19 protein-coding genes are annotated in these 24382 nt (G+C 39.3%); 13 read left to right on the top strand and 6 right to left on the bottom strand.

Features of this window, described 5'->3' with window-relative positions:
* Positions 1-66: 66 nt before the first annotated feature.
* Both A587_RS0100860 and A587_RS0100855 read right to left on the bottom strand, forming a co-directional pair.
* On the bottom strand, positions 67-1185 hold the full coding sequence (locus A587_RS0100860) for a reverse transcriptase family protein (protein WP_017216070.1): 1119 nt from the start codon (positions 1183-1185) through the stop codon (positions 67-69).
* 136 nt (positions 1186-1321) lie between these two features.
* Positions 1322-3577, bottom strand: coding sequence for a retron Eco8 family effector endonuclease (locus tag A587_RS0100855; protein WP_017216069.1), 2256 nt, complete (start codon positions 3575-3577; stop codon positions 1322-1324).
* Between the two features lie 646 nt (positions 3578-4223).
* On the opposite strand from A587_RS0100855, the gene A587_RS0100850 reads away from it, so the two are divergent.
* Positions 4224-4538 carry a helix-turn-helix domain-containing protein gene (locus A587_RS0100850; protein WP_017216068.1) on the top strand — a complete coding sequence of 105 codons (315 nt, stop codon included), beginning with the start codon at positions 4224-4226 and terminating at the stop codon, positions 4536-4538.
* Positions 4539-4546: 8 nt separating this feature from the next.
* Here A587_RS0100850 and A587_RS0100845 read toward each other — a convergent pair whose 3' ends face one another.
* Positions 4547-5233 carry a DNA methyltransferase gene (locus A587_RS0100845; RefSeq protein ID WP_017216067.1) on the bottom strand — a complete coding sequence of 229 codons (687 nt, stop codon included), beginning with the start codon at positions 5231-5233 and terminating at the stop codon, positions 4547-4549.
* Between the two features lie 455 nt (positions 5234-5688).
* Between A587_RS0100845 and A587_RS0100840 the strand changes: the two genes are divergently transcribed.
* From A587_RS0100840 to A587_RS0100800, 8 genes are all read left to right on the top strand, one after another.
* Positions 5689-6867: a TniQ family protein gene (locus A587_RS0100840; protein WP_017216066.1), complete on the top strand. Its 1179-nt coding sequence runs from the start codon at positions 5689-5691 to the stop codon at positions 6865-6867.
* 3 nt (positions 6868-6870) lie between these two features.
* Positions 6871-8922 (top strand): type I-F CRISPR-associated protein Csy2, encoded by a 2052-nt coding sequence (locus A587_RS0100835; protein WP_017216065.1) that lies wholly within the window; start codon positions 6871-6873, stop codon positions 8920-8922.
* Entirely contained in the window at positions 8922-9944 is a 1023-nt protein-coding gene (csy3, locus tag A587_RS0100830; RefSeq protein WP_017216064.1) for a type I-F CRISPR-associated protein Csy3, read from the top strand. Before A587_RS0100835 ends, csy3 begins: the two co-directional genes overlap by 1 nt.
* Positions 9941-10534, top strand: coding sequence for a type I-F CRISPR-associated endoribonuclease Cas6/Csy4 (cas6f, locus tag A587_RS0100825; protein ID WP_017216063.1), 594 nt, complete (start codon positions 9941-9943; stop codon positions 10532-10534). Before csy3 ends, cas6f begins: the two co-directional genes overlap by 4 nt.
* 404 nt (positions 10535-10938) lie before the next feature.
* Entirely contained in the window at positions 10939-15048 is a 4110-nt protein-coding gene (locus A587_RS0100815) for a 5'-methylthioadenosine/S-adenosylhomocysteine nucleosidase family protein (RefSeq protein ID WP_017216061.1), read from the top strand.
* A gap of 599 nt (positions 15049-15647) precedes the next feature.
* The gene (locus A587_RS0100810) at positions 15648-15953 is read left to right on the top strand and encodes a hypothetical protein (protein ID WP_017216060.1); all 306 of its coding nucleotides are present in this window, start codon (positions 15648-15650) and stop codon (positions 15951-15953) included.
* 86 nt (positions 15954-16039) lie between these two features.
* Positions 16040-16411 carry a hypothetical protein gene (locus A587_RS0100805; RefSeq protein WP_017216059.1) on the top strand — a complete coding sequence of 124 codons (372 nt, stop codon included), beginning with the start codon at positions 16040-16042 and terminating at the stop codon, positions 16409-16411.
* A 259-nt stretch (positions 16412-16670) separates the two neighbouring features.
* Positions 16671-17357: a hypothetical protein gene (locus A587_RS0100800; protein WP_017216058.1), complete on the top strand. Its 687-nt coding sequence runs from the start codon at positions 16671-16673 to the stop codon at positions 17355-17357.
* A 153-nt stretch (positions 17358-17510) separates the two neighbouring features.
* On the opposite strand, the gene A587_RS0100795 is transcribed toward A587_RS0100800, so the two are convergent.
* Positions 17511-18044 (bottom strand): helix-turn-helix domain-containing protein, encoded by a 534-nt coding sequence (locus tag A587_RS0100795; RefSeq protein ID WP_017216057.1) that lies wholly within the window; start codon positions 18042-18044, stop codon positions 17511-17513.
* Between the two features lie 82 nt (positions 18045-18126).
* On the opposite strand from A587_RS0100795, the gene A587_RS0100790 reads away from it, so the two are divergent.
* The gene (locus A587_RS0100790; protein WP_017216056.1) at positions 18127-19602 is read left to right on the top strand and encodes a serine hydrolase domain-containing protein; all 1476 of its coding nucleotides are present in this window, start codon (positions 18127-18129) and stop codon (positions 19600-19602) included.
* Between the two features lie 142 nt (positions 19603-19744).
* Here the strand turns inward: A587_RS0100790 and A587_RS0100785 are convergent, their stop codons facing one another.
* The gene (locus A587_RS0100785) at positions 19745-20368 is read right to left on the bottom strand and encodes a DsbA family protein (RefSeq protein WP_017216055.1); all 624 of its coding nucleotides are present in this window, start codon (positions 20366-20368) and stop codon (positions 19745-19747) included.
* The gene (locus A587_RS0100780; protein ID WP_017216054.1) at positions 20362-21228 is read right to left on the bottom strand and encodes an MBL fold metallo-hydrolase; all 867 of its coding nucleotides are present in this window, start codon (positions 21226-21228) and stop codon (positions 20362-20364) included. Before A587_RS0100780 ends, A587_RS0100785 begins: the two co-directional genes overlap by 7 nt.
* Before the next feature lie 105 nt (positions 21229-21333).
* On the opposite strand from A587_RS0100780, the gene A587_RS0100775 reads away from it, so the two are divergent.
* From A587_RS0100775 to A587_RS23775, 3 genes are all read left to right on the top strand, one after another.
* Entirely contained in the window at positions 21334-22221 is an 888-nt protein-coding gene (locus A587_RS0100775; RefSeq protein ID WP_017216053.1) for a LysR family transcriptional regulator, read from the top strand.
* A 206-nt stretch (positions 22222-22427) separates the two neighbouring features.
* Entirely contained in the window at positions 22428-23489 is a 1062-nt protein-coding gene (locus tag A587_RS0100770; RefSeq protein WP_017216052.1) for a serine hydrolase domain-containing protein, read from the top strand.
* Between the two features lie 340 nt (positions 23490-23829).
* Positions 23830-24246: an HAD-IB family phosphatase gene (locus A587_RS23775; protein WP_017216051.1), complete on the top strand. Its 417-nt coding sequence runs from the start codon at positions 23830-23832 to the stop codon at positions 24244-24246.
* Positions 24247-24382 lie beyond the last annotated feature (136 nt).

The following is a 24382-nucleotide window of genomic DNA, read 5'->3' as shown; positions in this document are numbered from 1 at the left end:
AGCTGATAGTTATAAGTTAATTTATAAATAAATTATATTCTTACTTATATCAAAACTAAACTGTGATTAGAGATTTAACCTGTATATTTGTTTTTCCAGTTTTATTATCATTTTTTGGTATTCGTTAACTTGTCTTTCCTTAATGCAGTTGTACTTGTTATTGTATTTTAATAAAGATATTATATAAGCACGGTAACCAGTGAGCCTGTTCAAAGTTTGTGTCTTGTAAAAAGTCTCTTTGAACTTAGCTTTTCCTTTTTTATATCTATATACAATATCTCTGTCCCTCACTTTGAATATTCTATTCATGATCGTTTTAGGTGGAATGTTATTTTCCATCATGTATATTAACTTGTATATTTTTCTTGTTTTCTTTTCTGATATTCGAATGGTTCCAGAGTCACCATTTTCCCCTGCCTCCACCACATAACCATTTATAGAAATCATTCTCTTGTCTTTTATGGTTTTAGATTGATTAAGTCTAAAGCCACCAAATGACAGAATATAGGATATTTCATTTAAGAACTTATCAGAGTGTATATATTTAGAATGCACAGGCGAGGAAAATAGCATGTCATCAGCATAACGAGTGTAGATAATGTCATTCTTCGCACATAACTCTTGTATTATAATATCAAATTTTCTAAAAACTATATTTGAAATTACAGGGGATGACTTAAATCCTATTGGAAGAATATCTTTATTATGTAGTGATTCATCGTTATATTCCACTGAGACTCTTAGGCTTACAAGATTTAACAATGCGTCAATTAAGCTCTGTTTCACACTGCCAACTTCGAAAAAATTTTCGTCAGTAACATAAGGTGACAACGTTTCTTCTAGTGTTTTTCTGTTTATACTATGGAAAAAAGATTTAATATCTAATCTTAAAAAATTTATGTTTTTTCTATGAGGCTCAAACATGTCTAGGTATGACTTTTTTTCCACATATGCGATAGCTGAGTTATTAATTCGGATGTGGGAGAAAAGCTTATTATTTAGCCTGTCGAGGTACTGTGACTTAGCAGGTGTTAGCTTAAATATAGTTTTTTTGCCCAATTTACGCTGTTTTACATCGCTAAACTTGTAAGGTTCTATAGGTTGTTTTAATAGTTCTAATTGGTCGCTTGCTTCATCGGAAAGCATAGATACGAACGATTTTACAGTGAGCTTTTTATATTTCATGATTAGGGTTTCTTCCTTGACACAAAAGAACAATCTTTACACGCTGTGTGCACTTAAAGCGACCATTAAAGTATGATGATAACCTCGCACATCTAGTGACTGTTAGGAGCTGAGCTCTGTTTAAAGTATTTCGACTCTACCCATTGCGACTTGCGTACAAGCCCTCCTGAGCTATCGAGGAAGAAACCTTTTTAATAATATCGGATAGCTCAGGAAAAGTAAATGCAAAATCCCGCTTAAACTCTTGATTGCTATTAGTATTCTTTTCTATGTACTCAATAGAATAGTCAAGGAAGTCTGTTACCCACCCTCCGGTCTTTCCCATGATTGGTTCTAGCGTCTTGAAATAAACCGTTCGAACCTCTTTGACAAGCTCTATGAATTTTGGGTCCACAGTTGTACGATAGTCGTTATGTAACCGGCTAAGCAAATTATCGGTTTTACCTTCAAAAACAACCCTTAATAGGTTTAAAATTATCTTTGGTGATTTAGAATATGCTGATACTTTATTGTTACAATCTTTTAAATGTCTAGTAGTGATTTTCTTTACAAATAATGAGTTGGCTTCAGATAATTTACAATCATTATAATTAAGGCTAACAATTTGGTTAAACACTTCAGTACTTGATTTTCTGTTTGAATTTAGGTCCTTAGTTAAAGACGTGAACCAACCTGTTGGTGTTTTATTGGAACCATTGTACTTCATTGATTTGGTAAATTTATGTATCAGCCATTTTTTGAATATATTTAAAGACTGCTCTGTAATAAGCGCACCTTCAATAGTGGTAATTGTTAGATGACAGCTTTGCTCATTGAGAATTCCGTTAAGTAGCTTAACATAGTTATGTATCGAGAATGTATCAAACCCCGTTTTACATGAATTAAATTTTGTAATTTTACCATCTTGTGAGTTGATATTATCGAGGATGTTTTTCTTTCTCAAGTCTTTTTTAGTATGGAAATTAAGTCGATTACGCTTAGTTATATCTGAAAAGCTATACTTACTATTGTCCAATGTAAGTTTTCTTTTTCCATAATCAAACTTTATTACAACATCAGCATCATTTAATACCAAAAAAGGTATCGCAGCTCTTGAATAGCTGGGGTTTAGGTATTTTAGAGTAACTTCGTTAGTTTCATAAATATCAATAGAGTTTAATACATTAAACTTCTCGCATAGTTTGTAATTTCTAAAAATTTCTAATTCAGTTGCTCCTTCAACAAAAAGGATGAAATTACTAAAAAATAACCTAGCTTCATTGTCACTAAATATGTTAAGGAAGCGAGCGTCACGATACTGGGAGTTTAGTCTAGATACTTGTGTGCCATGTCCATTTGGTTTAGAAAAGTGAATTACTTGTTGTTTATTTTTAAATAACCTAACAACATACTTCAATATGTTTGGTGAGTGAGTTGAAAATATAACCCTTGGGTAAGGTGTTTTATACTTACCATGTTCTTTTTCAACTTTGGTCTTTTTAAATTGGATATAGACCCTATGAAAACCCTGAATTAAATCTTCATTTAACTTTGGGTGCAGTCCAACTTCTGGTTCATCAATATATATTGTTGGAGTTATATATTCTCTTCTAGTTAAAACAATCAGTAACTTAAGAATAATCTCTATATACCTATGTGAGTTTGTACCATCGGATTGGATGCCTAAATCTTGACCTGAGTTTGTAAAGTCATGACCTTGAAGGCCGACTTTTATGTAGCTAAGTACTTTGTCTCTATATGAATAGGCTCTAGTGTCTATTATAGTTTCAACCTTATTTATATAGTCTTTGTAGTGGCCACTTCCATTGGATATTTTATTATCAAAATAACCGATAACTTCATCATTAGTGAGTTTTTTGACATTGAATGAGCTGAGTTGGCTAATTAACCCCCATATTCGATTCCAGTCGTATAGATCAATATGTCTAGTCTCGATATCAATAAATGGGTACAAAATGTATATTACCTTAAGAACTTCTTGGTTTTTAGTTGACCATTTGGCGGAGTCATCCTTAAAAATAGTTAGAGTAAGGTCTAGAAATGATTCTTCCGAATGTTGAATGGTGAAAGGAGTTCTCTTCTTTCCTCGAAATAATGTGTTATAAATGTGCTTAAGGAAAGCACTGTTGTTGTTTTTCCCTGTTACGATATGCTTTATTCTTGTGGTATTGAACCGAACTGTTATTGAGCCAAAGCTGTTATAATTTGAATGTAGCTCAGGAGGTAGAGTTTTCTCGCCGTTTAGCTTTGCATAAAAGTAACGCATAAGCTTTAGTAAATTAGATTTACCTACATTGTTTTTTCCTACAATACAGTTTATGTCTTGAATATCGTCTATGAAGACGTCATCAAAGGAAAGAAGGTTTTTTATTCTAATACTTTGTATAGCCATCTGAACAACACTCTTTAAAGCAAGAAGTGATTGTCTCCTTATAAATTAAATATGTCAATTATAGCAGTTGGTTAGGCGGATCCGAAAGAGTTGTTACTAAGTTTGGTGCTGCTTTAATAATGTTAATTAGCATTCTTAGGTCACTATGTTTAATGGTATAGTGCTACGCTGCTACAAGTGTTTATTTTTTGTTTAAAGTGTTGTGGTTCAATCGAGGCCTAAGTTTTTCAACCAACTTTGGAGGCTGTGTTTTTCACATGCGACTAAATGTAACGTTAGAAAGTAATATTTGCTCTTGAGCGAACCTATGTAGCGCCGTCATTAAGCAAGAGCTTTTCTCAGGTTTTGAGGTGTGCGCAAAGGAGTGAGCTTTTATCTTTCCTCTATTTCTTGCTACGAGTTCATCATCAGAGCCAGGACATGTGCATTGACATAACTTGCCATTCGGAACGTCATTAATTGAGACTAGTTTACCTAGTTTGTTGTGTGCAAAAATGAGCAATTCTTCATTCCTTGTGCTCTTTATCACAGTTGGTTTAAAAATATACTTAAAAATTACTTCTTACTGAACTAAGTATTCCTTAGTACCAAAGTGGGCGCTATACTAAGAGAATCTTAGCTATTGAAGTTAGTAGCTAAGGTACTTATGGAATCACCAACGCCCTTACGCCTAAAAGAAGCCCGCAAAGCCGCTGGATACACGCAACAGCAGCTAGGTATTGCTTTAGGTATGGAGCCCAACACGGCCAGTGCAAGAATGAACCAGTACGAAAAAGGTAAGCACGCACCAGACTTTACTACGATGAAGCGTATTGCAGATGAGTTGGGCGTGCCCGTTGCTTATTTTTATTGTGAAGAAGATGATTTGGCTGAATTGATTTGTGAGTTAGGTAAGCTCAATTCAGACTCTCGTAAAGCGCTCTTAGAGCACATTAGATTAAATAGAAATGAGGAACGCTAATCGCCAGATTATTTGCGTTCCTTTCTATCCAGCAGATAGGCATGAGCGTCATCAGAAATATCGCACCCTACACTGTTTCTATTGAGATTATTTGCTGCAATTAAGGATGCGCCAGAGCCAAAGAAAGGATCAGCAACAAGTTGGCCTTCAACACTGCTTTGTGAAACCAATACTTCAAATAAAGAAACGGGTTTTTCGGTAGGGTAACCTTTAAAAACCCTTTTATGACAAAGTATGTCAGGGATGCTTAAGTCATTTAACTTTCGTTTTCCTTTTTCGAAAAAAAGGATGTATTCGTGACGGGCTCTATAGTGATACCCCATACCAATGGATACCTTATCCCAGATGATTGGTTTCCAAAATTTAAAGCCGACTTTTTCAGCTATTGGCTTGATAACAAACATAGTTTCTTGATCACAAAACAAATAAAAATGAGAGTTCTTCTTAAGCACGCGGTATATTTCGACAAGTAACTCTTCAAAGCGTGAATTAGGAAATATCGCAAACCAAGAATTGCTGGATGCTTTGCTATGTTTGAGCCTTGTAGTTGTTCCAACTTTGCGGTGTTTTTCTAGCGACTCATAGGGTGGGTCAGTGATAATTAAATCGACACTTTCGTTTGAAAGTGTCGATAACCATTTCACTGAGTCGTTTTTATAAACTTTTAGTGATGATTTCAATTGAACGATCCGCATGTTCGCCCATTTGTGAATGCGATTGATGCTTTACCTTTAGCTAGGTGTCGACAATCGATACAGTAGCTTTGATCGCCATCCGGATTACGAGCTGTTTTTCTCGCCGGAGTTTTTCCGAAGTTATTTGGGTAAGGGTGGTATACGTGTTCAGAACCATTAGCATCTGAGCAGTGCGGACATGATTTAAATTTTTGACCATTTTGGTCGTTTACGTGGATCATTCCACTATTTAGTTTCTTTCCACAACAATTGCAGGCCATCTAGACCTCCTTATTTTGATTTATGAGTTTTCACTAGTTTCAACCGCTTTCAATACATCCTTAGAGATAGCTAAGTTATAGCTATATTACTACCATGTAAATAATTTGGAGGTGATCTAAGTCAATAGTGGTCTTTTGACAACTGGTTTGCTTTCAGCTAAACCTAAACTAAGTTTTCCTTAGTTTAGGTTTTAAATGCAATTCCTTTCTCAAACAACTCCTTACCCTGATGAAACCATTGAAAGCTACTTGCTTCGTTTGTCACAAGACAATGGTTACCTTGGTTTTGCTGATATGGCCGATATTTTGTGGGATTGGTTGGTTACGCAAGATCACGAACTGGAGGGGGCTTTTCCAAACGAGTTGCAATCGGTTGATGTATATAAGGCATCGCAATCGAGTAATTTTCGGGTTCGAGCGCTGCGGTTGGTTGCGCAGTTAGCGGGGGTTGATGCGTCTGAGCTGCTTAACTTGTGTTGGCTCCGCAGTAATACACAGTTTGGTGCTATTACGGCGGTTTCTCGTGGTGGGTTATTGGTGCCTCGTCAGTTGCTTCGTAAGTCTGGGGTTCCTGTTTGCACCGAATGTTTAAAGCAAGATGCGCACATACCTTACCTTTGGCATTTAAGAGCCTATAAAGCCTGTCATAAGCATAATCAGCAATTAACTAGAATATGTGGGCAATGTGATGCTGAAATTGATTACAGAGCGCCTGAGGCGTTTTTAGAGTGTGAGTGTGGTGCTGCAATCAAGCAAGGCCCAAAGGCAAATCAAGCAAATTTAAAATTGGCAAATGCCCTTGCAACAAATGCCGTTGCAAAACTTGTCGGGCTTATGGCTTGGTTTAGTCATTGGCGAGCTATCAGCTATGATGACCATGATTTTAGCGAGCTGTTTGTAAGCTACTTTTCTAACTGGCCCTGTGGGTTTGAGGGTGAACTAATTAGCACTGCTGAACTTGCTAAAGTAAAGCAGCTTAGGCCGTTTAACCACACACCATTTAATGATGTATTTGGTAGTTTGCTTAAAGACAGCAAATTGGCCTGCGCAGGTTCGCAAGGCTACAACACGGTGCAGTTAGCCGTCATTACCTTTTTAACCAAGCTCGTTGAGCAAAACCCCAAGAAAAAGCACCCAAACTTAGGCGATCTACTACTCTCTATGTTCGATGCCGCAGTAATTCTTGGCACAAGTACCGAACAAGTGTTCAGGTTGTATGAAGAGGGCTTTTTAGCAGCAGTTCAACCATCTATAAAGAATACATTTTTAAAGCCGAGCGATAACGTGTTTTACCTCAGGCAGGTTATAGAACTACAGCAGTCTTTTGCACCGAACATGCCTAATAACCAACAACAATTTGTACCACCATGGTGATCAATGGAACTGCACACACTACTTCAAAACACCTCAAGTAAAGAGCTCACCCAAAAGCTACGAGCGGCATTTGCCCCATACTCTGAACATGTTGATATTACAGGGAGTGAGCCTCAAGCGTTGTTGATTTTAATTAACCTCACATACAAGCGAAAAGACATAAAAGATTTAGCGTGTGTGAATAGTGCCAAAGCTGCGCTACGCGATGAGCAACACCTTAAAACCTGTATTGATGAAGTGAAGTGGTATCACACCCATAATTTAAAATACCCCGATATTCGAGTCAGCCACCAAAGGCTATTGGCGCAAGTGGTTGATGATGGGCTTAGGGTAGTCAGCAGCGCCAGTTACCCAATGCAATTTGGCTGGTCGCACGATAGCGCAAAAATCAATCATGCCAAGTTGTTTTTAACAGGCTTTGTTTGGCGTGGTGAATATGTGTGTTTGGCGCAGCTGCTTGCAAAGCAAGAGGGTTTTTGGGTAGCACAGTTTAGAGAGCTAGGGTTGCTAAAAAGAGATGTGATTGCAGTGTGTGAGCAAATAGCCGCGCAGCTCCCTCATGAAGAGCTGCCCGAGCAAATTAGTAATTACACCCTTCAGTTACTCATTCCAATTGAACATGACTACCTGAGTGTATCGCCCGTTGTAAGTCATGCCGTTTTAGCTGCGCTGCAAATGGCAACGCGCAGCGGTTTGCTTAAACGCGGGATCATTGAGCACAATCGCCCTGCAAATGTGGGAGAATTGCCAAGCGCACTGGGCGGCAGAGTGAACGTGCTTAAGTATTTCGCCAAAACTTACAGTGCGACAACCGTTAACGACTACTACAGCCAAGACGAGCAACGGCTTTTTAATGTGGCGTCATTAAATAGCAAAACAGTGGGTGAAGCTTTGCTGGTGCTGTCAAAGTCTAAGCCGTTTAATACGCTGAGGCAAAAGCGCTTGGCACGTATTGCGGCAACTAAAGCGTTACGAACAGCACTTTATGGCTGGTTAGAAAAGCTTATCAAACTAGCGCAAAGTGGAGCGATAAATGACTCAGGTCCAGAGCCAGTAAAGCTTTTAGCCATGCAAGAATACAAGCAGTTAGAGCTTGTTCTAAGTCAAGAGTTAAACAGGCAAATGAGTGGGCTTAAATACTTAAAGCGTTATGCTTATCACCCAGAATTAATGCCTATCTTAAAAGCGCAATTTAGTTATGTGCTATCGCATCAAAATAACCAAGAGGACGAGCTTGAGGCGGAGCCTATTCAGTACGTGCATTGTCAGAATTTGCGAGTCTACAACGCCGAAGCAATGCCGAACGCTTACTTAATGGGTATGCCGTCAATTACCGCGCTTGAGGGTTTGGGGCATCAATTTCAACGCAAGCTGCAAAAGCTGTTAGGCGTTGGCGTGCATGTGATTGGTGTGGCCGTGTATGTTCGCTCGTATCAATTGCACAACAACAAGCAGCTGCCAGAGCCCAACAAACTCAAAAAAGACGGTCAAAAGCGTGTACCGCTGCGTTCGGCGATTATGCAAATACCTAAGTGCGATATATGTTTTGATTTGGTATTTAGAGTGCAAATTGATAATCAAACTGTTGCTAACGACTTGTCTGAAAACCATCTGAAAGCAGCATTTCCATCGCGCTATGCGGGTGGCACGCTCCATCCACCATCGTTATATGATCAAGTTGATTGGTGCCAAGTATATGCAAAACCAATGGCATTGTTTGAGCGCATCCGTTCGCTGCCTAAAGGTGGTTCGTGGCTATATCCAACATCAGTTGAAGTGAGCAGTTTTGAGGAACTAGCTGAACAGTTAACACTGCGACCCACAATGCGCCCAGCTGCACTGGGTTACTTAGCCCTTGAAGAACCAAAGTCAAGGCAAGGCTCAATTACCCAGTTACATTGCTATGTTGAGCCTGTTATTGGGTTGCTTGAATGTGTAGATGCGGTCACAGTTCGGCTATCTGGCGCTCGGCATTTTTTAAATCACGGGTTTTGGGCCATGCATTGCAAAAAAGCATCTATGCTTATGAAAAAAGCCAAGTTTGAGTACGACTAATGAAACTCCCGCGCCAGCTCTCATACACCCGCTCGCTCTCACCAGGTAAGGCGGTGTTTTTTTATAAAACGCCCGAGAGCGATTTTGAACCACTACAAATTGAACGGCAAAAAATTCGAGGTCAAAAGTCAGGCTTCGCCGAAGCCTATAAAAATGAAGTCACACCCAAAGAGCTAGCACCGCAAGACTTAGCCTTTGGTAATCCACACACCATAGAACTTTGCTATGTGCCGCCCACCGTGCAACAACTCTATTGCCGGTTTTCACTCAGAGTAGAAGCAAACAGCCTAGAACCTAACGTATGTGGTGAGCCAAAAGTAAGTTACTGGCTAACGCGGTTTATGAACACCTATAAGCAGCATGGTGGCTTTGGGGAGTTGGCAAAGCGCTACGCCAAAAATATTCTTACGTGTGAGTGGTTGTGGCGAAACAAAACATCACCCAATGTAGATTTAGAGATAATTGGTGAGGGGTTTGATCCCATCAGTATTACTAAAGCCAACCGCTTACGTTGGGACGGCAAATGGCGCGAAGCTGAAAATGCACTGCATACACTCACAGAAGTGGTCCAAACAGGTCTAGAAGACCCATATAGCTTTTGCTTTTTAGAAGTAACCGCCAAGCTCGACACCTACTTTGGGCAAGAGATTTACCCAAGCCAATCATTCGCAGAAAACGGCGACATAGCAAGAACTTATGCCTACACCCAAGTCGCGGGTAAAGACGCAGCCTGCTTTCACTCTCAAAAGGTAGGGGCTGCCATTCAAATGATTGATGACTGGTACGATGAAGGCGCAAACAAGCGGTTAAGAATTCACGAATACGGAGCAGACTACAAAAACGTGATAGCCAGACGCGCACCAAGCAACCGTTTAGACTTTTATTCACTACTACAAAAAGTCGCGCTATACGTAAAAGAAATGGAGCAAAACGGGCTAAAAAACCAAGAGCAAGCCAGCCATATTCACTACATAGCAGCAGTTTTAATCAAAGGCGGGTTATTCCAAAGGACCAAAGAATGAGCAGAGCATATTTCACCATTACTTACCTGCCAGAAAATTGTGATGTGACCTTATTAGCAGGCCGCTGCATTGGCATATTGCACGGTTTTATGAACAGACGAAGCTGCAACCACATTGGCGTAAGCTTTCCTAAATGGACCGACAAACACCTAGGCAATCAAATAGCTTTTGTGAGTGAAGATAAAACCGCACTTAAAAACCTAAGTCAGCAAAACTACTTTGAAATGATGGCCCACGACAAGCTGTTTGAAATATCTGCTATAAAGCCAGTACCAGTCGATGCCCCTGAAGTACAGATTATCCGTGACCACAGTCTGGATAAGTTATTTATGGGCGAAAAACGCCGCCGAATGGAACGCGCAAAACGCAGAGCCGAAGCTCGTGGTGAAGAATATATTCCGCAGTACGTGCCGATCGATACAGAAATTAGCGCATTTCATAAAATCCCCATCGCCAGCAAAAGCAATCAAAACGACTTTGTACTGCATCTAAGGTTAGAGCCAACAGACTCAATACAAAACACATATAACAGCTATGGTTTTGCAACAAATGAAGAGCACAAAGGCAGTGTTCCGCAATTAGCCTTTTAAATATCGATCGCTTTTGGAGCGCTGTATATCAAAGAGTTAAGAGCAGATAGTAAAACAAAGGTTATTTACTGAAAGTAGGTTTAATCGTATGGAATTTATAAATTTTTAGACTAGCTTTAATAGTGCTCTGCCGCATAGGCAGCTTAAAATGGATGAATTCTTAGACCTTGTTGAACGGGTTGGTGACCTGCCGAATAGGCAGCTGAAATTAGGCCAGGAAGTAAACAACCACATCGTATGACATATAACTGCCGAAAAGGCAGAGGCTAATTCAAAAGCCTCAGAATTTACAGGGGCTTTTTGTTATGAAAACCCCGATAATCAAAAGATATTAGGGTTGATTTAGTGTCTTACATAGTAGATATTGGATTGTGTGATGAAAAAGTAGACATTATGGATGAGTTGTGAACAAAAGTACTTTCTTGGCTCAATTTGAGGGCGAGTCTAAACAAGCTGTTATTGAATATGCAAAGCAAATAACGGAATTGAGAGCTGACGTTATTTTGTTAATGGCTCGAAAAGCAGCTTGCTTCTATCATACTCTTGAAACTATGGGGATAGCTCGCAACTCGGCCGTTATTACAACCGATCGTATCTTAGGAATGGATATGAGCTGGATGAATGGTAAGACAATAGCAATAGTAGATGAGCTTGTTTTTACGGGTACAACCCTAAAAGATTCCAAGAGTTTAATTGAGAGAAAAACTCAAAATACCCATGTTAGTTGCCATGTACTTGCAGTTAATAAAGATTATTGGGAAAGTGAGTATATCACTCCAAATAACGACTATTTCGAGCTTGAAGATGCCGTATGTAGAACTTTGAGCTCAAACATAGTCCAAGCAATGTCAATATTACCAAGACCTTATAGCGTTGACTACCCGCTTTTTAATCGCAACTCCTTATATAGTTCTGATATATCAGCTATTTCATCTTGTTACGGGTGGAAGCTATTTGACTTATCAACAAAACTTCAAGTTGATAACAAAGTCAGGGTTTATACTCTTATACCAGAACAAAAAAAATTAGAAGAGTTTGAGAGGGATATAGGTTTCAAAGTAACTGAAAACAATTTATCGAAAATCAGGGTGTTTGGTAGGTATGTTGGCGGAACTGGTGGGAAACTTAAATTTAGTTTCAGAGTAGTTCCCTTCTTTGTATTTTCTCCAATGAGTGAGAGTGAGGTCAATAAGCTATTCACAAAATTAATAGAGCGCTGTTCATTAAATGAGCAGGCTTTATTTGCGAAAAATTTTGTAACTGCTAAGTCAAAAATAAGACTACTACAATACTATGTTGCAGACCGATTCGCTCATATATGGGCTAAGGATGTAAATGACCTGTTGAGCAAATGCAATGAAGTTAAATTGGAACACGATGATAGAGAGTTGTCATTTCTGTTTTCTCCAATGGTTATTGGCCTGATAAAAAACTTATTAACCTGCAGTATTAAGTTATTTGAGTATCAAAGTGCTGAGTGTTTGACTGAGTTTTATACATCTGGAAGTGATATCAATTTAGCTCAAAGAAAAGCGGGTAGTATCTCTGAAATTCAGCAAAGGTTGACTCAGCCATTTTATGATATGTATCTGAAAAAAGAAGTTGTTCTTCAAAAGCTTATAAAAGAGTATGGACCCTCAGTAGCATATGAAAGTAAAAATAAGGCAGTAAAAGATAGATTAAAGAAAGGTATTACTGTTACTGAATTACTTGATGTTGCCAGAAAGTACGATGGCGATTATTGTGAAGGGACTAAACTTGCATTTAGCTTGTTTTTAGATAATGCAATTGATCAAGGAATCATAGTACCCATCACTTCAAAGTTTGAAAATAAATCGAATAATGTGATAACGAGAGCATTTAGACATGGTGAAGAAGTTAAACTGTCGAATAAAGAGTTTTACTTAGTTAGTTTGTATTTAAACGCTATAAAGAAAAATACTAAAAAGAATACGATGTTTAGTACTGAGATGGAAAAACTGCTCGTGCTTTTCATATCTTGTGGTGCAAATAGTCATTTTCTCGAAGAGATTTTCGATAGAACTAATAATATTTCATCTGTTGGGGTTAAGTTCTATGCATTTGGTGCAGTAAGTGAGTTTGGCTCAACTACAACACAAAGTGAAAAATTTGAGTTTGATACATCAAAATCATTTACAAAAGAGCTAGTTAATAAGGGGATTATTTCTATTGTTGAAGGAGCCGAAGGTGGAAAGTACGTCATAAATGAAACACCAAGAGAGTATGTTGAACATTTTGGGGCAAAAAAAATAACAAGCTCTAGTATCACTGATGCTAAAGCTCTGGGTCAATTGGTTTCAATTGGATATAATTCAGGCCTTTTTAAGAGCTCAGCTGAAAATCAAACACTTTTAGCTTCATGCTTGTACCCCCAGAACTCAATTTTAGCTCTTTCTGCTGACATACGGATATTTCAAGATAGGTGGATGTCTCAATTTTATAGTCAGTTTTCAGACTTTGGAGGTAATAATTTATTTATTACTCCCTCTTTGATCAATAACCTGAAGGAGTCTCTAGGTTATAAAGCTTTAGATAGTGGAATCAATAAGTTCAGGGCAATAGAAAAGAGGTGGCCGAATAAAGTTTATAAAAAGCTACAAAGCGCATACTGCGGTGATGACGAAGCTAGAGTTGCAATGTGGGAGAAATATTGGAAGTCTCCATATTTCAATCAAGGTGGTAAATTACCTGATTTTTATAACAGCCTAATACGCAAGTCTGGGGTTTGGCTTACACATACGAAAATATGTATTGATATGCTGGCATATATTGTTTTTTCTAATAGTGGTGAGGTTAACTCCTTATTGCCAACTAAGGTATCAATAGATCAGCAGGCAAGTTCGATGTTAAAAGCCTCAAAAAGAAGTCATGAACTATGCGAGATTTGGGAGTCTCTTAAATGCAATCACACTGATAGTTGTTTAAGGCCTTTTTATAAGAATCTAATGTTTTATTTGGATGGACTGATAGAAGAAGCGTCTGGCTTGTTAAACACTGCAAAATGTACAGTGGGTCATTATGGTAAGACCGAATATATAGAAACTTTTGATTGTAGGTTGCGCATAGTTATTTCTGATGTGGATGTAAGCAATGTTGCCGAGCAAGCAGATATGTTAAAAGAGGCAATATATGAAGGTATAAGAGCTGCTAGAAACCCTCAAAATAAAGAGCCGAAAAAGTTTATTAAAGGTAAAAATAATAATTCGGCAAGCAATGGCAGGTGGCTCGTTCAAAGTGATGTTAACTATTTGCCTGAGGGCAAGTTGGAAGCTGAAGTTGTTGCGAAAGGAAATCAATCACTTGAATGGTTAATATACTTAACTAATAAAGTTATTTATAAGTTTGATAAAAAAAATAGAGTGAGAGGTTTGGTTTATTTTGACTTACCTAAAGATTTGAAGCCATTTAGGGTAGGACTTAATTCGCCTGAAATAATATGTAACTCTCATGATATCGATACCTCTATAAAAAATGAGTTGCATGAGAATTTGTTTAATGAAATCACTTTTGTAAGTGGGGCTCCCAGCAGCAATACTACTTTCAGGGCACAAAGTTATCTTGAGACCCTCTGGAAATCAAAACAAACTCCAAGTGTAGATAAAGTCATAAGTGTAAGCAATCTGGTAAGTCGAGACTTCAGAGTGAGGAGCTTTCAGGTTGGTTCTATAAATTTAGGTAAAAAAATGAAACAAGTTGACATAATAATATTAACTATATTGAGTGAAGAGTTCTATGCTGCAAAGGAAAGAGTTAGCAAAGCTAGGTATGTGAATGAAACTGATCTTAGTTATGGTAATATGATGGTTGAAGGGGTTTTAGTTGACGGTAATGGAGCTGAGAGAAATGTGTTGCTCGTAAAATCGCCTGAAGCTGGTAATACAGATATGGCAATTACTTTAGCAACAATTTTAAGCGATTATTCAACAAAGCTAGTTGTTTTGCTAGGTATAGCTGGCGGCGTTACTTCCAAACTAAATATTGGTGATGTTGTGTTGGCTGATGAGGTTTTTTACTACGAAAAGCAAAAGGATATGCCGTCTGGTGAGAGTGCTAGAATGACTAGCTATAGAGCTTCGAGATGGACAAAAACTCAAATTTCCCGATTAGAGGTGGAAGCAGGAATGGGTAGATCTAAGTTTTCGTTAAAGTCTCCAACAGGAAAACCTTTTGAAGTAGAAAAAGGTCCCATCGGGAGTGGAGAAAAAGTTTTGGCAAATTCTAAAAGCGCAGTTGTAGCGAGGTTGAAACTCGTTCATGATAAAACTAAGGCTGTCGAAATGGAAGCCGCGGGTTTGTCAATGTTCATGGAAGCCGAAAAAAGTTCTAGTGCGCCAAAGGTACAACATGCGTTGATTATAAGAGGGATTTCAGACAAGGCGGATGAGGAAAAGTCTGATGATGATCAATTAGTAGCTTCCCAAAACGCTATGACTGTTTTAACTGAGCTGGTTAGGGTTGCAGACTTTTCTAGCTTAGATATAGTCAATAGTTAATTTAACTTGGTCTCGGGATTAGAGGTTGGTTAATCAACTAATATTCACAAGCTCAAAAGTGTACGACCACTCTAGGCCAGAAGCTACTTAATACAAGGTGAATTTGTGAGTCAATAGCTGGCCTATTGCAAGCAAATTTAACGCAGTAGCAAGGAGTAACAGCTGCTAGAGAACAAGTTTTTATCCCGAGTTCAGTTACAGTCTTGTTAATTTAGATATACGGTAACCTTCCATACGTCATTTTTATGTAAGATGCTCTAGCTCGACTCAAGACTGCTCTTGGGCATCGACCTTTTATTTTTTCGGCTTTTTCTTGCTGGGTGTTTTTTTGCATACTTTCACTTCACTTTTATGCCAAGTTATACTTCCATCAAAATGCTAAGTCATTGAAAGAGTCGAGTCGCTTTATGCAAACTTATACTATAAACTCCAATATTTGTTGTTTGAAGTGTAGGTCTTATTTATAGCTTCTAAAAGTATACTAAAACATACTAATTCCCTTATAAATCCAATTAAAAACTAAATCTCAGTTCATTAGATCAATAGTACTTTCTCTACTAATCTACTAAAACTCTTCAGCACTAATTGGTTTAGTTACCGTGTTAGTCAAAGTTCTTGCGCAAGTTAAAACAGATAATTCAGGCTTATTGATTGAAGTACCTGTGTTGCTTAGCGAATTAGGTGTATTCGATCCCTTACTTGATTACGTTATAAGCCAGTCGCACATTAAAAGTTTGCCATGGATGAATCGCATTACGTTTGCTTGCCAGCTTTTGCTCGAGTACATGGAAGCCAACACAGGGTTATTTTCAGACGCCAGTAAGTTGTTTCAATCATTTGTTATGTGTTTATCACTGGGTAAAAATATGGCAAATACCATCAGTACTTTTTGTAATGCGCTGTAATGTCCTTACTCATTTTTCGTTTCTATACTTTGTGCGCAGCTTGAGGGAAGGCCTTCAAGCACAAGTTTGAAAGAAGGAGTTTGTTTATGTCCAGTCCAGCGAATGTCACAATTAAGAATAGAACAAATCAATCAATTACTACGAAAGTCACTCGAGACTCTTGGGTTGAGGGTGATGGCAGTTCAATTGATGGTAAAGTCATCCCTCGAGGTGAACATGGCGTCTTCCAGGTGGTCGCTAAAACAGGCCACCATGGTGAGTTAGATATTGATTTTATTGGCGGAGATAGCGGTAACGTACTCGGTACTTTGGAAATATTGAGTATTAAAGATCCTCAAGAAGGCGTAAAGAGTCTTGCAGTAAATGCTAACCAAAGCGAAATAGATGTGTCAGCAATGGGATATAGAAGTTCGCCCAATGATGACGAATTACGAAGAATTAATTTCTTAATTGTCTAGTCGTTAATATTGAAAAGAGTAAGGCAGTTTTTTGTCACCAAAATCTGGTTTGTGTTGTGAAAATATCATACCTGACCTATACCTTAACTTCCTCATTAAAGTGGCATAGAGTTAGCTTTCTCTATGCCAATATGTCTTATACAGTATTTTAGTCTTTTAAAAGCGGTTACAAATGTTGTTTTCTTTTCTCCTTGAGAAAATCAGCACAAATGTTAATGTTTTCTACATTAGGAAGTTACCACTATCAAGGACTGAAACAGTGAACACCAATTCACCACTAGTTAATTCGCAGGTCAATTTAGCCAGTAACTTAACCGCTAAAAAGGAGGCTAAGGCGCATAACATCGAACCTCAAGCACCTGAGAAGGAGATGAACGCTGCGGCATTGTCAGCCGAAAATACGCCAGTATTAACTGAAGAAGAAATCCAAAAGCTAAAACAAGAAACTTTTGAGATTAGCAAACAAAATTATAAAGTGATGGGAGAGACGCAAGAGGCGTTTGCAACCACCTTAAGCGAGTTTGAAAAATTTAAAAAAGAACAAAGTAGCTTAAATCCAGGAATTGATTTGAGTTCTTTAGATTTATCGCAAGAGGAAGATGGCACACTAAAACTCGTTGGTGGAAGTGTAAACGGTAAATTGCGTGAGGATCTTGAGTCTATAATTAACGAAAACAGTAAGCTAAAAAATGCCTATGAACAGGTACATGAAGGACTTGCACAAATTGTTCGATTCTCTGGTGCAGATCGGCAAGGCATAGAAGCAAAGGACCTTTATGGCAATATTAGCTTGAATGAGTTAAGTAAAAGCTTCGAAAACCAATTCCATGATACGGGCTTTGGTCAAGATTATCATACACTTGAGGACAAAGTGAATAGCCACCCAATGCTGTTTGCAATGAAAATGAACGAGGCAATATATCCTAGAATTAACATAAATGTGTAATTGAGTATCGATAGCTAGGGCAAGTCTCACATTTTGTATGACGCTCAAAAGTTGAAGATAGTGATGAACGGGCGCAACTACAATACTCCAGAGTCTAAAATATCAGAGACTGCTTGTGTAAAGCCAATCGGCAAAAATTCGTTAAAATGAAATTCACTTATAAACTATGACGTTAATAAACTTTGTAGCAGAATCTAAAGCTCTATAACCATGCTTTTGCGCAGCACTAAACTTGGTTTTCTGATCAGTTTTAAGGAGATGCCAAACACCGTCATAAAAAACTTCAAGTTGACCCTCTAGAACATGAACAAGTTCTTCGGCAACATTATCATGCGGCTCTCTTAAGTGTTCATCATTTGGAATGAGAGAAATGACAAACACCTCGGTATTTTTGCTCCCGTTAGATGAATAAACAGGAGCAAATATAGAGCCTTCTTGGTTGATAGAGTTATTCGAATTCTGCGGGTCGCTCGGATCAAGTAACATTGTGTACTCTATGCCAATACCCTGAGCCAACTTCCACAATAATTCAACTGTTGGACTAGACTCAAACCTTTCAATTTGTCCTAACATCGCCTTGGAGATGCCGGTCATGTTGGCCAATTTATCTAGGCTTAGGCCTCTCTCTTTTCTGATGTCTTTTAATCTAACACCTAGGTTTTTGGAAATTTCCGATTTAACTTTCATTATGTTGTGCGTTATTGCGTACGGTGATATTGTGTACACTATAACGCACAATGCAGCACTTATCTATTCAGAAGGGAATTACATGCCTAATAAAACTTTTGTTTGCTTCGTTTATTTACTTTGTTTCATCAGCTCTGTCAGTGTAGCGTCAGAATATACGCCTTTAGACAACTTTATCGTTAAAGCTAAATCCTTGACTAAGTCGGCTTCAGGCACATCCGTTGTATTGATTAAGGATGGTAAAATTACTCACGAAGTTCACGTTGGTATGGCGAATGTTGAAAAGCAGATCCCTGTCGATACAAATTCGGTTTACTATTTCGCCTCGACAACTAAAGCGATAATGGGGCTGGCGACATTACAGGCTGAAAAAGAAGGTTTGCTTTCTAAGGACTCTACTTTGAGGCAGTTATTTCCAAACGTTAAGTTTTCTTTTATCAATCCTGACAACTACTCAGTCAGAGATTTATTGTCTCATCGCTCCGGGTTAACAAATGACGCGATGACATGGACTTTTTCTTACACTGGAAACCATGACAAAAAGCAACGACTTCATTTTGTTTCCTCGCTAAAACCGCATCCGAAAATTAAAAAAGGTGAGTTTGGTTACACAAACCTTGGGTACAATCTTTTAGCAATATGGTTTGATGAGAACTATGAAGGGGGATGGACAAATGCGATTAAAGATCTAGTGCTTTCACCTGCAGGAATGAAAAATTCAACAGCAGATGTTGACCAAGCAAGATTGCAAAATTGGCCTATTCCAAGCCCATATTCATATAAATTCCGAAGTGGTCAATCTGAGATTTATATGAATAAAAACAATGCGACTTTGTATTCAGTGGGTATTTTTGCCAGACCAAATGATTGGGGTAAGTTGATAACCCACTTGTTACCAATAAATGCAGAGCGCTCAGCGTTTCCCAAGTCGGTTGTAAGAGCGTCTCAACAACTACTAGTCAGTGATATCGATAGCTATTTTTCCGGCTATGGATGGGGGTGGATGCACTCAAAAGTCGCTGGTGAAAGTGTGTTAATGCACACAGGGGGATTTGATGGCGCTTCTGTTCAAGTATCTTACGCTCCCGAAAAAAACCTTGGTGTCGTTGTTGTTCATAACGAAAGTGGGCTCATTGCAAATGAGTTAAATGGCAGAATAACTGAAATCGCTTATAAAATGTTAACTAATCAAGATGTGAGTAAGCTTATTGAATTCCATCAAGAGGAGATGACTGATCTTGCTGTTTATGTCGAGAAATCAAAGGCAGAAATTGCCGCTAAAAGAGAAGACTTGTCAAAGCGCCGGAGCATATCACCTTCGCTTAAGTCATTACTTGAAGGTGTATACGAAAACACGGATGTTGGACGGTTGACTATTAAACAGAGAGACGGCGATTTACATCTTGCTTGGGGGGATTTACAGAGCAAGATTTACAGTGGACAAGCAGATAATGAATTTATAGTAGAACTTAGACCGGGTAAGTTCTACGAACTAACCGTTGATAAAAGCATGTCCGTTATCGAATTAAAGGATTGGCAATTCCAAAAAGTTAGGTAATTCAGAGGTAAGGTTAGTTGCAATCTAGATGCAAATTAGTGTGACAACGCCAAAGTTGTGTAGCGGATATGCCGACAGCCCCTTTTGGAGCTCACATTAGCGTAACAGCAGCTCCAATTCCAACCCCAAAGCTTGTATAGAACTAGTGTATATAGTCATCAATTAGCTTGCGCCAAGCGTCGGGCTTACCGTAATAGGCAGTATGCGGAAGCTTTACCTGTTTCTCATGCTTTTCAAGGATAAGGGTTGGGTAGCCAGTAACTTGAAGCTTTTGCATGAATAGACGGCTTTGCACGATTTTTGTTTGCTCAGCACCTTGATTTGCCAGCATAGCTCGTTGCCAGTGGTTTTTATCTAGCCCAAGCTCAACGGCTAGCTCCTCTATAGCCTCAGCTCGGTTAACCTGTTTGCCCTCTACATAGTGTGCGTGCTGAATAGTTTTAAGCATGTTAAGTGGCGCTATGCCCAATTGCTCAGCGGTTATGATGGCACGAGCGGTGATGTATGAGTCAAGGATCATCGACTCGTTACTATTCACCCTTTGGATGTAACCTTTGCCAAACTGCGCGCCTGTTATGCTGGCTATACGCGCATCGCTTGTGAGAATGTGGTTGCGGAACGCTTTCTCTATAGATTGGTTGGCAATCATACCTCCAGGATGCAGTTCAAGCTTGAGGTCACTGTCGGCTGCAATCGCATCCAACAGTGAAATCCCACCGTAACACCAGCCACACATGGGGTCGAAGAAGTAGTGCACTTTTACCATTTCATCTCTCCCATATGTACCTTAGCACCAATACCCAACGCCATCGGTAATCCTGCATCAGGGTAGCGTGCAGACATACTATCAATCAGTTCAGCGCTATTTTTGCTGCTGCTTTTTGCCTGACTGAAGTCGCTTAAATACTGCTGCGAGTAGCTTATGGTACTTGCATCAAGTTTGGTGCCTGCTTTCATGTGGCCAGGTATTACAATCTCTGGTTTCAGTGCTTTTAACTCTCTTAATTGGCGGCTCCACGCTTGTTGACTGTGTTGGGATTGCGCATCGGCCATCCATAAGTGCACATTACCGTAGACTGCAACATTGCCCAGAACTGCTTTACTTGACGGGATCCATAAGTAGGGGCGGTGTGCCAGCTCAGATTGCGTGCCGTGGATCTCTATTTTGTGCCCATCTACAAAGAGTGTACTTCCCTCTACAACTGTTGGGATGTATGGCTTAACAGGTGCATTTTCCCCCATTTTTGGTGTCCAGAATGCTAATTTACCCGCGAGCTTTTCTTCAATCACCGCTTTTACGGCCGCTGTGGTTAGGATCTTAGCTTCAGGGAATAAAGTGTGTAGCACTTCCGCGCCAAAATAATAGTCCGGATCAGCTTGGCTGATAAAAATCGTCTTTAAGGTTTTGCCGCTGTCGAGTACTTTGGCTGCTATGCGTAGAGCATCCGCTTTGGTAAAACCTGTATCTACGACCATCACTTCACTCTCACCAATCACCAGTGTTGAGTTAACGTGGAAGCTGTTTTTGTCAGCGTTATAAACATCCAGTGTAAGTGGGGCGGTGTTTGCTGCCATCGCATTGCTTGCTAATAAAGTCGATGCTGCTATCAATGTTAGGTGTTTCATATCTTTTGCCTCAATAGGTTTAGTACGGAGCAGATGATATGAAATTGATAGGCTCAGAAAAACATGCCAAACTAAACATCATTGTTTCATAAATCGAGCAAATGAATGGATAAACTCATCGCTGCTAAGGTCTTTGCCGACGTTGCAATCACAGGTAGCTTTACCGCGACGGCTGACAGGCTAGATATGTCTCGCCCTATGGTAACTCGGTACATTGAAGCAATGGAGAGCTGGCTAAAAATTCGTTTATTACATCGCACCACGAGAAGGGTGTCTTTAACTACAGCAGGGGAATCCTGCTTGGAAGAAGTGCGACAGTGGCTGAGGCAAGCCGACACCATAACCGGCTTGGCGAATACCAGCGGCAAACTGTCTGGTTCGGTTCGACTAGCAACCAGTATGTCTTTTGGTTTTTCTCAACTTGTGCCTGCTATTCAACAGTTTATGTCAGCACATCCTGACGTAAATATTGATATTGATTTGCAAGATTCTGTGGCCGATCTCACTGAGAGTCAGATAGATCTGGCTATTCGTATTGCCTCTGCACCGGACCCTTCTTTGATTGGTAAATCAATTGCAGTATGTAGCTCAGTTATCGTGGCGTCGCCGCAGTATCTTGCGAGTGCAAGTGAAATCAAAAAACCAGATGATCTAGCTGAGCACTTGTGCCTCGGGTATAAGAACTTTCAGCAGCATATCTGGCATTTGCGCAAAGGTAACTCACAACAGTCGGTAGCCGTAAACTGCCGTTTAACTGCGAACGAAGCAACGGCCTTATTGCACGCAGCGTTAAATGGCGCTGGTCTGGCAATTCAACCCACTTATTTGGTTAACCGCTACATCAAATCTGGCGAGCTTAAGCCGGTACTACCTGATTGGAAGCCAAGTGATATGAATATATACGTGCTCTATTCTTCGAGAAAGTATATGTCTCCAACCGTGAGGGCATTGATAGACTATTTGTCTCACTATTTTGCCAGCACGCCATGGTGATATTTTTATTAGATTATCTTGATGTCGTGTAATTCTGCTAATACATCTTTATGCAAAGGGAAGTTGTTACATTTTAATTGTTGTTATTCATGTAGTTAAATGTAACGTATACACAAGCTTATTATTAACTTAGTTTCGCCCGCTTTGCATCTAGTCAGCGGTATTAGCCCAGAAAAAGCGGATATTCTGTTTCTCGGGAGCGCTACATGCTTAAATTTATCACTATTGTGTCATTTATCTTTTCTTCAAGTGTTTTTGCCGATGACGAGCGTAGTCACCGTGACCTGACTCGCTATCTGGAGAAAGTTAGAGCAGATAGTGATATTCCCGCTATGGCTATCGCTGTAATTACCGCCGGCGAAGTGAGTTACATGAAGGGGTTTGGGTATATAGATGAGCAGTTAACAAAACCAGCAACTGAGGAGTCATTATTCAGAATCGCTTCAATCACCAAGCTCTTTACTGCACAAGCGATTATGAAATTAGTAGAACAAAATAAATTAACGTTAAACGATGAAGTGGGACAATACTTAGCGAGTTTTAAAGATAGCCGTATTACTATCAAACAGCTTCTTACTCACTCTTCTGGCCTAAGTGATATTATCGAACCCTTGAGTGACGATGAAGGTCGGACGATAAATCGCTATTTAGATTTGGTCAGTGATACAGCTTCCAAAGAGATTGACAACCACACCTTTGTTTATAGCGACACTAATTTTAATCTGCTAGGTGCAATTATCGGTACAGTCACTGGGCAGAAATATGAAGAGTTTATCTATGCAAATATACTCAAGCCCGCCAAGGTCAGAAGTAGTTATTTCTATGACGGTAAAAATAGGCGTGCTGCGGAGGCAGAGCCGACATACAAAGGTAAGCTGATCGATAAAGTGGAACAGAGGCCTTATGATCTAGCATTCAACCCAAGCGAAGGGTTAGTTGCTAATGTGTCTGATTTAAGCCTCTGGCTCAAACTGACTATGAGTGGTGATCCATCACTGCTAAAGAAGCAAACGTTTGAAGCTATGCTAATTCCACAAGTTAAAACGAACTGGGGAGAGATATATGCGGCTCTAGGTTGGCAGGTTTATAAGAAAGAAAATGATTTTGTTGCTAGGCACCCCGGGAGTGTTAGAGGGTATAAATCGTTAGTTCTTACCTATCCACAAAGTCGAAATGCAATAATATTACTCTCTAATTCAAGTGATACACCTAGATGGGAAATCGCAAAATCCGTTACAGAGATTTTAAAGCAACACGCGAAGTGGTAGCTTTTATTTCCGTGTTGCGCAGAGCAGCCAACTGTTTGGAGGGGCTTGTTCTACCAAACTCATTAATACCAACTAAACTTATTTATTGAGTCAAAATAGGAACTCAGTTATTGTTTGCCGCTTACTAGAATAACAGTAAAACAAGTAAGCTGTAGGCTTGTAATACACGAGGTCATTTTGAATATCGCGCTGTTTGATTTTGATGGAACTATCACAAATACAGATATGTATACTAAATTTCTACATTTTTCAGGCACAAAAATAACGAGCGCTTCTAGCAAAGGTAGTATTGCCGCCATTTTGTATACTTTACAAATTAGGTGTTCTACCTGCACCAAAGATGAGAGCTATCGCAAGCTTTGTGGCTTTTTCGGGTCGAAAGAGCACTGAAGTTGCTGCTGCTAGCGAGGAGTATGCGGAGGATATTATTCCTCAATATATAAGAGAAGTTGCTTTAAATAAATTGAATTGGCACAAAAATAACGGTGATAAGATTGTTGTTGTATCAGCTTCTCTTGACGTTTACTTAAAGCCTTGGTGCGCACGAAATGGATTTGATCTCGTTTGCAGTGAACTTCAAATTAAAGGTGGAAAATTTTCGGGGCGCTACATAAATGGCGACTGTAGCTGCGAAAACAAACCCAACTTGGTTCGTGCTAAGTATGAACTAGAAAACTACGGTCGTATTTATGCTTATGGTGATACGACAGAAGATCTAGCGATGTTGAATTTGGCAGATGAAGCTTATTTCAATTGACAGATACACGCTGTAGATACGCCAGCATAAGAGCTTCGGATAATTAGTGCCTTTCTCTAGCTATTGGTGCGTAATTCGCCTTGCCTACAGGAGGTAGGTACCTTAGCGAGAGCAGGACGCGGAAGCGGTGTTATCC

Source organism: Pseudoalteromonas sp. NJ631, assembly GCF_000276645.1.
GTDB classification, from domain to species: Bacteria; Pseudomonadota; Gammaproteobacteria; order Enterobacterales; family Alteromonadaceae; genus Pseudoalteromonas; species Pseudoalteromonas piscicida.
Note: the sequence above shows the minus strand (reverse complement) of the source record. Positions and strands in the feature narration are given on the sequence as shown.

Excerpts from the sequence above, each read along its gene's own strand:
- A587_RS0100845 (WP_017216067.1), bottom strand. The coding sequence starts at position 5,233 with ATGCGGATCGTTCAATTGAAATCATCACTAAAAGTTTATAAAAACGAC.
- A587_RS0100770 (WP_017216052.1), top strand. The coding sequence starts at position 22,428 with ATGCTTAAATTTATCACTATTGTGTCATTTATCTTTTCTTCAAGTGTT.
- A587_RS23775 (WP_017216051.1), top strand. The coding sequence starts at position 23,830 with ATGAGAGCTATCGCAAGCTTTGTGGCTTTTTCGGGTCGAAAGAGCACT.
- A587_RS0100805 (WP_017216059.1), top strand. The coding sequence starts at position 16,040 with ATGTCCAGTCCAGCGAATGTCACAATTAAGAATAGAACAAATCAATCA.
- A587_RS0100785 (WP_017216055.1), bottom strand. The coding sequence starts at position 20,368 with ATGGTAAAAGTGCACTACTTCTTCGACCCCATGTGTGGCTGGTGTTAC.
- A587_RS0100790 (WP_017216056.1), top strand. The coding sequence starts at position 18,127 with ATGCCTAATAAAACTTTTGTTTGCTTCGTTTATTTACTTTGTTTCATC.
- csy3 (WP_017216064.1), top strand. The coding sequence starts at position 8,922 with ATGAAACTCCCGCGCCAGCTCTCATACACCCGCTCGCTCTCACCAGGT.
- A587_RS0100860 (WP_017216070.1), bottom strand. The coding sequence starts at position 1,185 with ATGAAATATAAAAAGCTCACTGTAAAATCGTTCGTATCTATGCTTTCC.
- A587_RS0100850 (WP_017216068.1), top strand. The coding sequence starts at position 4,224 with ATGGAATCACCAACGCCCTTACGCCTAAAAGAAGCCCGCAAAGCCGCT.
- A587_RS0100840 (WP_017216066.1), top strand. The coding sequence starts at position 5,689 with ATGCAATTCCTTTCTCAAACAACTCCTTACCCTGATGAAACCATTGAA.
- A587_RS0100795 (WP_017216057.1), bottom strand. The coding sequence starts at position 18,044 with ATGAAAGTTAAATCGGAAATTTCCAAAAACCTAGGTGTTAGATTAAAA.
- A587_RS0100775 (WP_017216053.1), top strand. The coding sequence starts at position 21,334 with ATGGATAAACTCATCGCTGCTAAGGTCTTTGCCGACGTTGCAATCACA.
- A587_RS0100835 (WP_017216065.1), top strand. The coding sequence starts at position 6,871 with ATGGAACTGCACACACTACTTCAAAACACCTCAAGTAAAGAGCTCACC.
- A587_RS0100855 (WP_017216069.1), bottom strand. The coding sequence starts at position 3,577 with ATGGCTATACAAAGTATTAGAATAAAAAACCTTCTTTCCTTTGATGAC.
- cas6f (WP_017216063.1), top strand. The coding sequence starts at position 9,941 with ATGAGCAGAGCATATTTCACCATTACTTACCTGCCAGAAAATTGTGAT.
- A587_RS0100780 (WP_017216054.1), bottom strand. The coding sequence starts at position 21,228 with ATGAAACACCTAACATTGATAGCAGCATCGACTTTATTAGCAAGCAAT.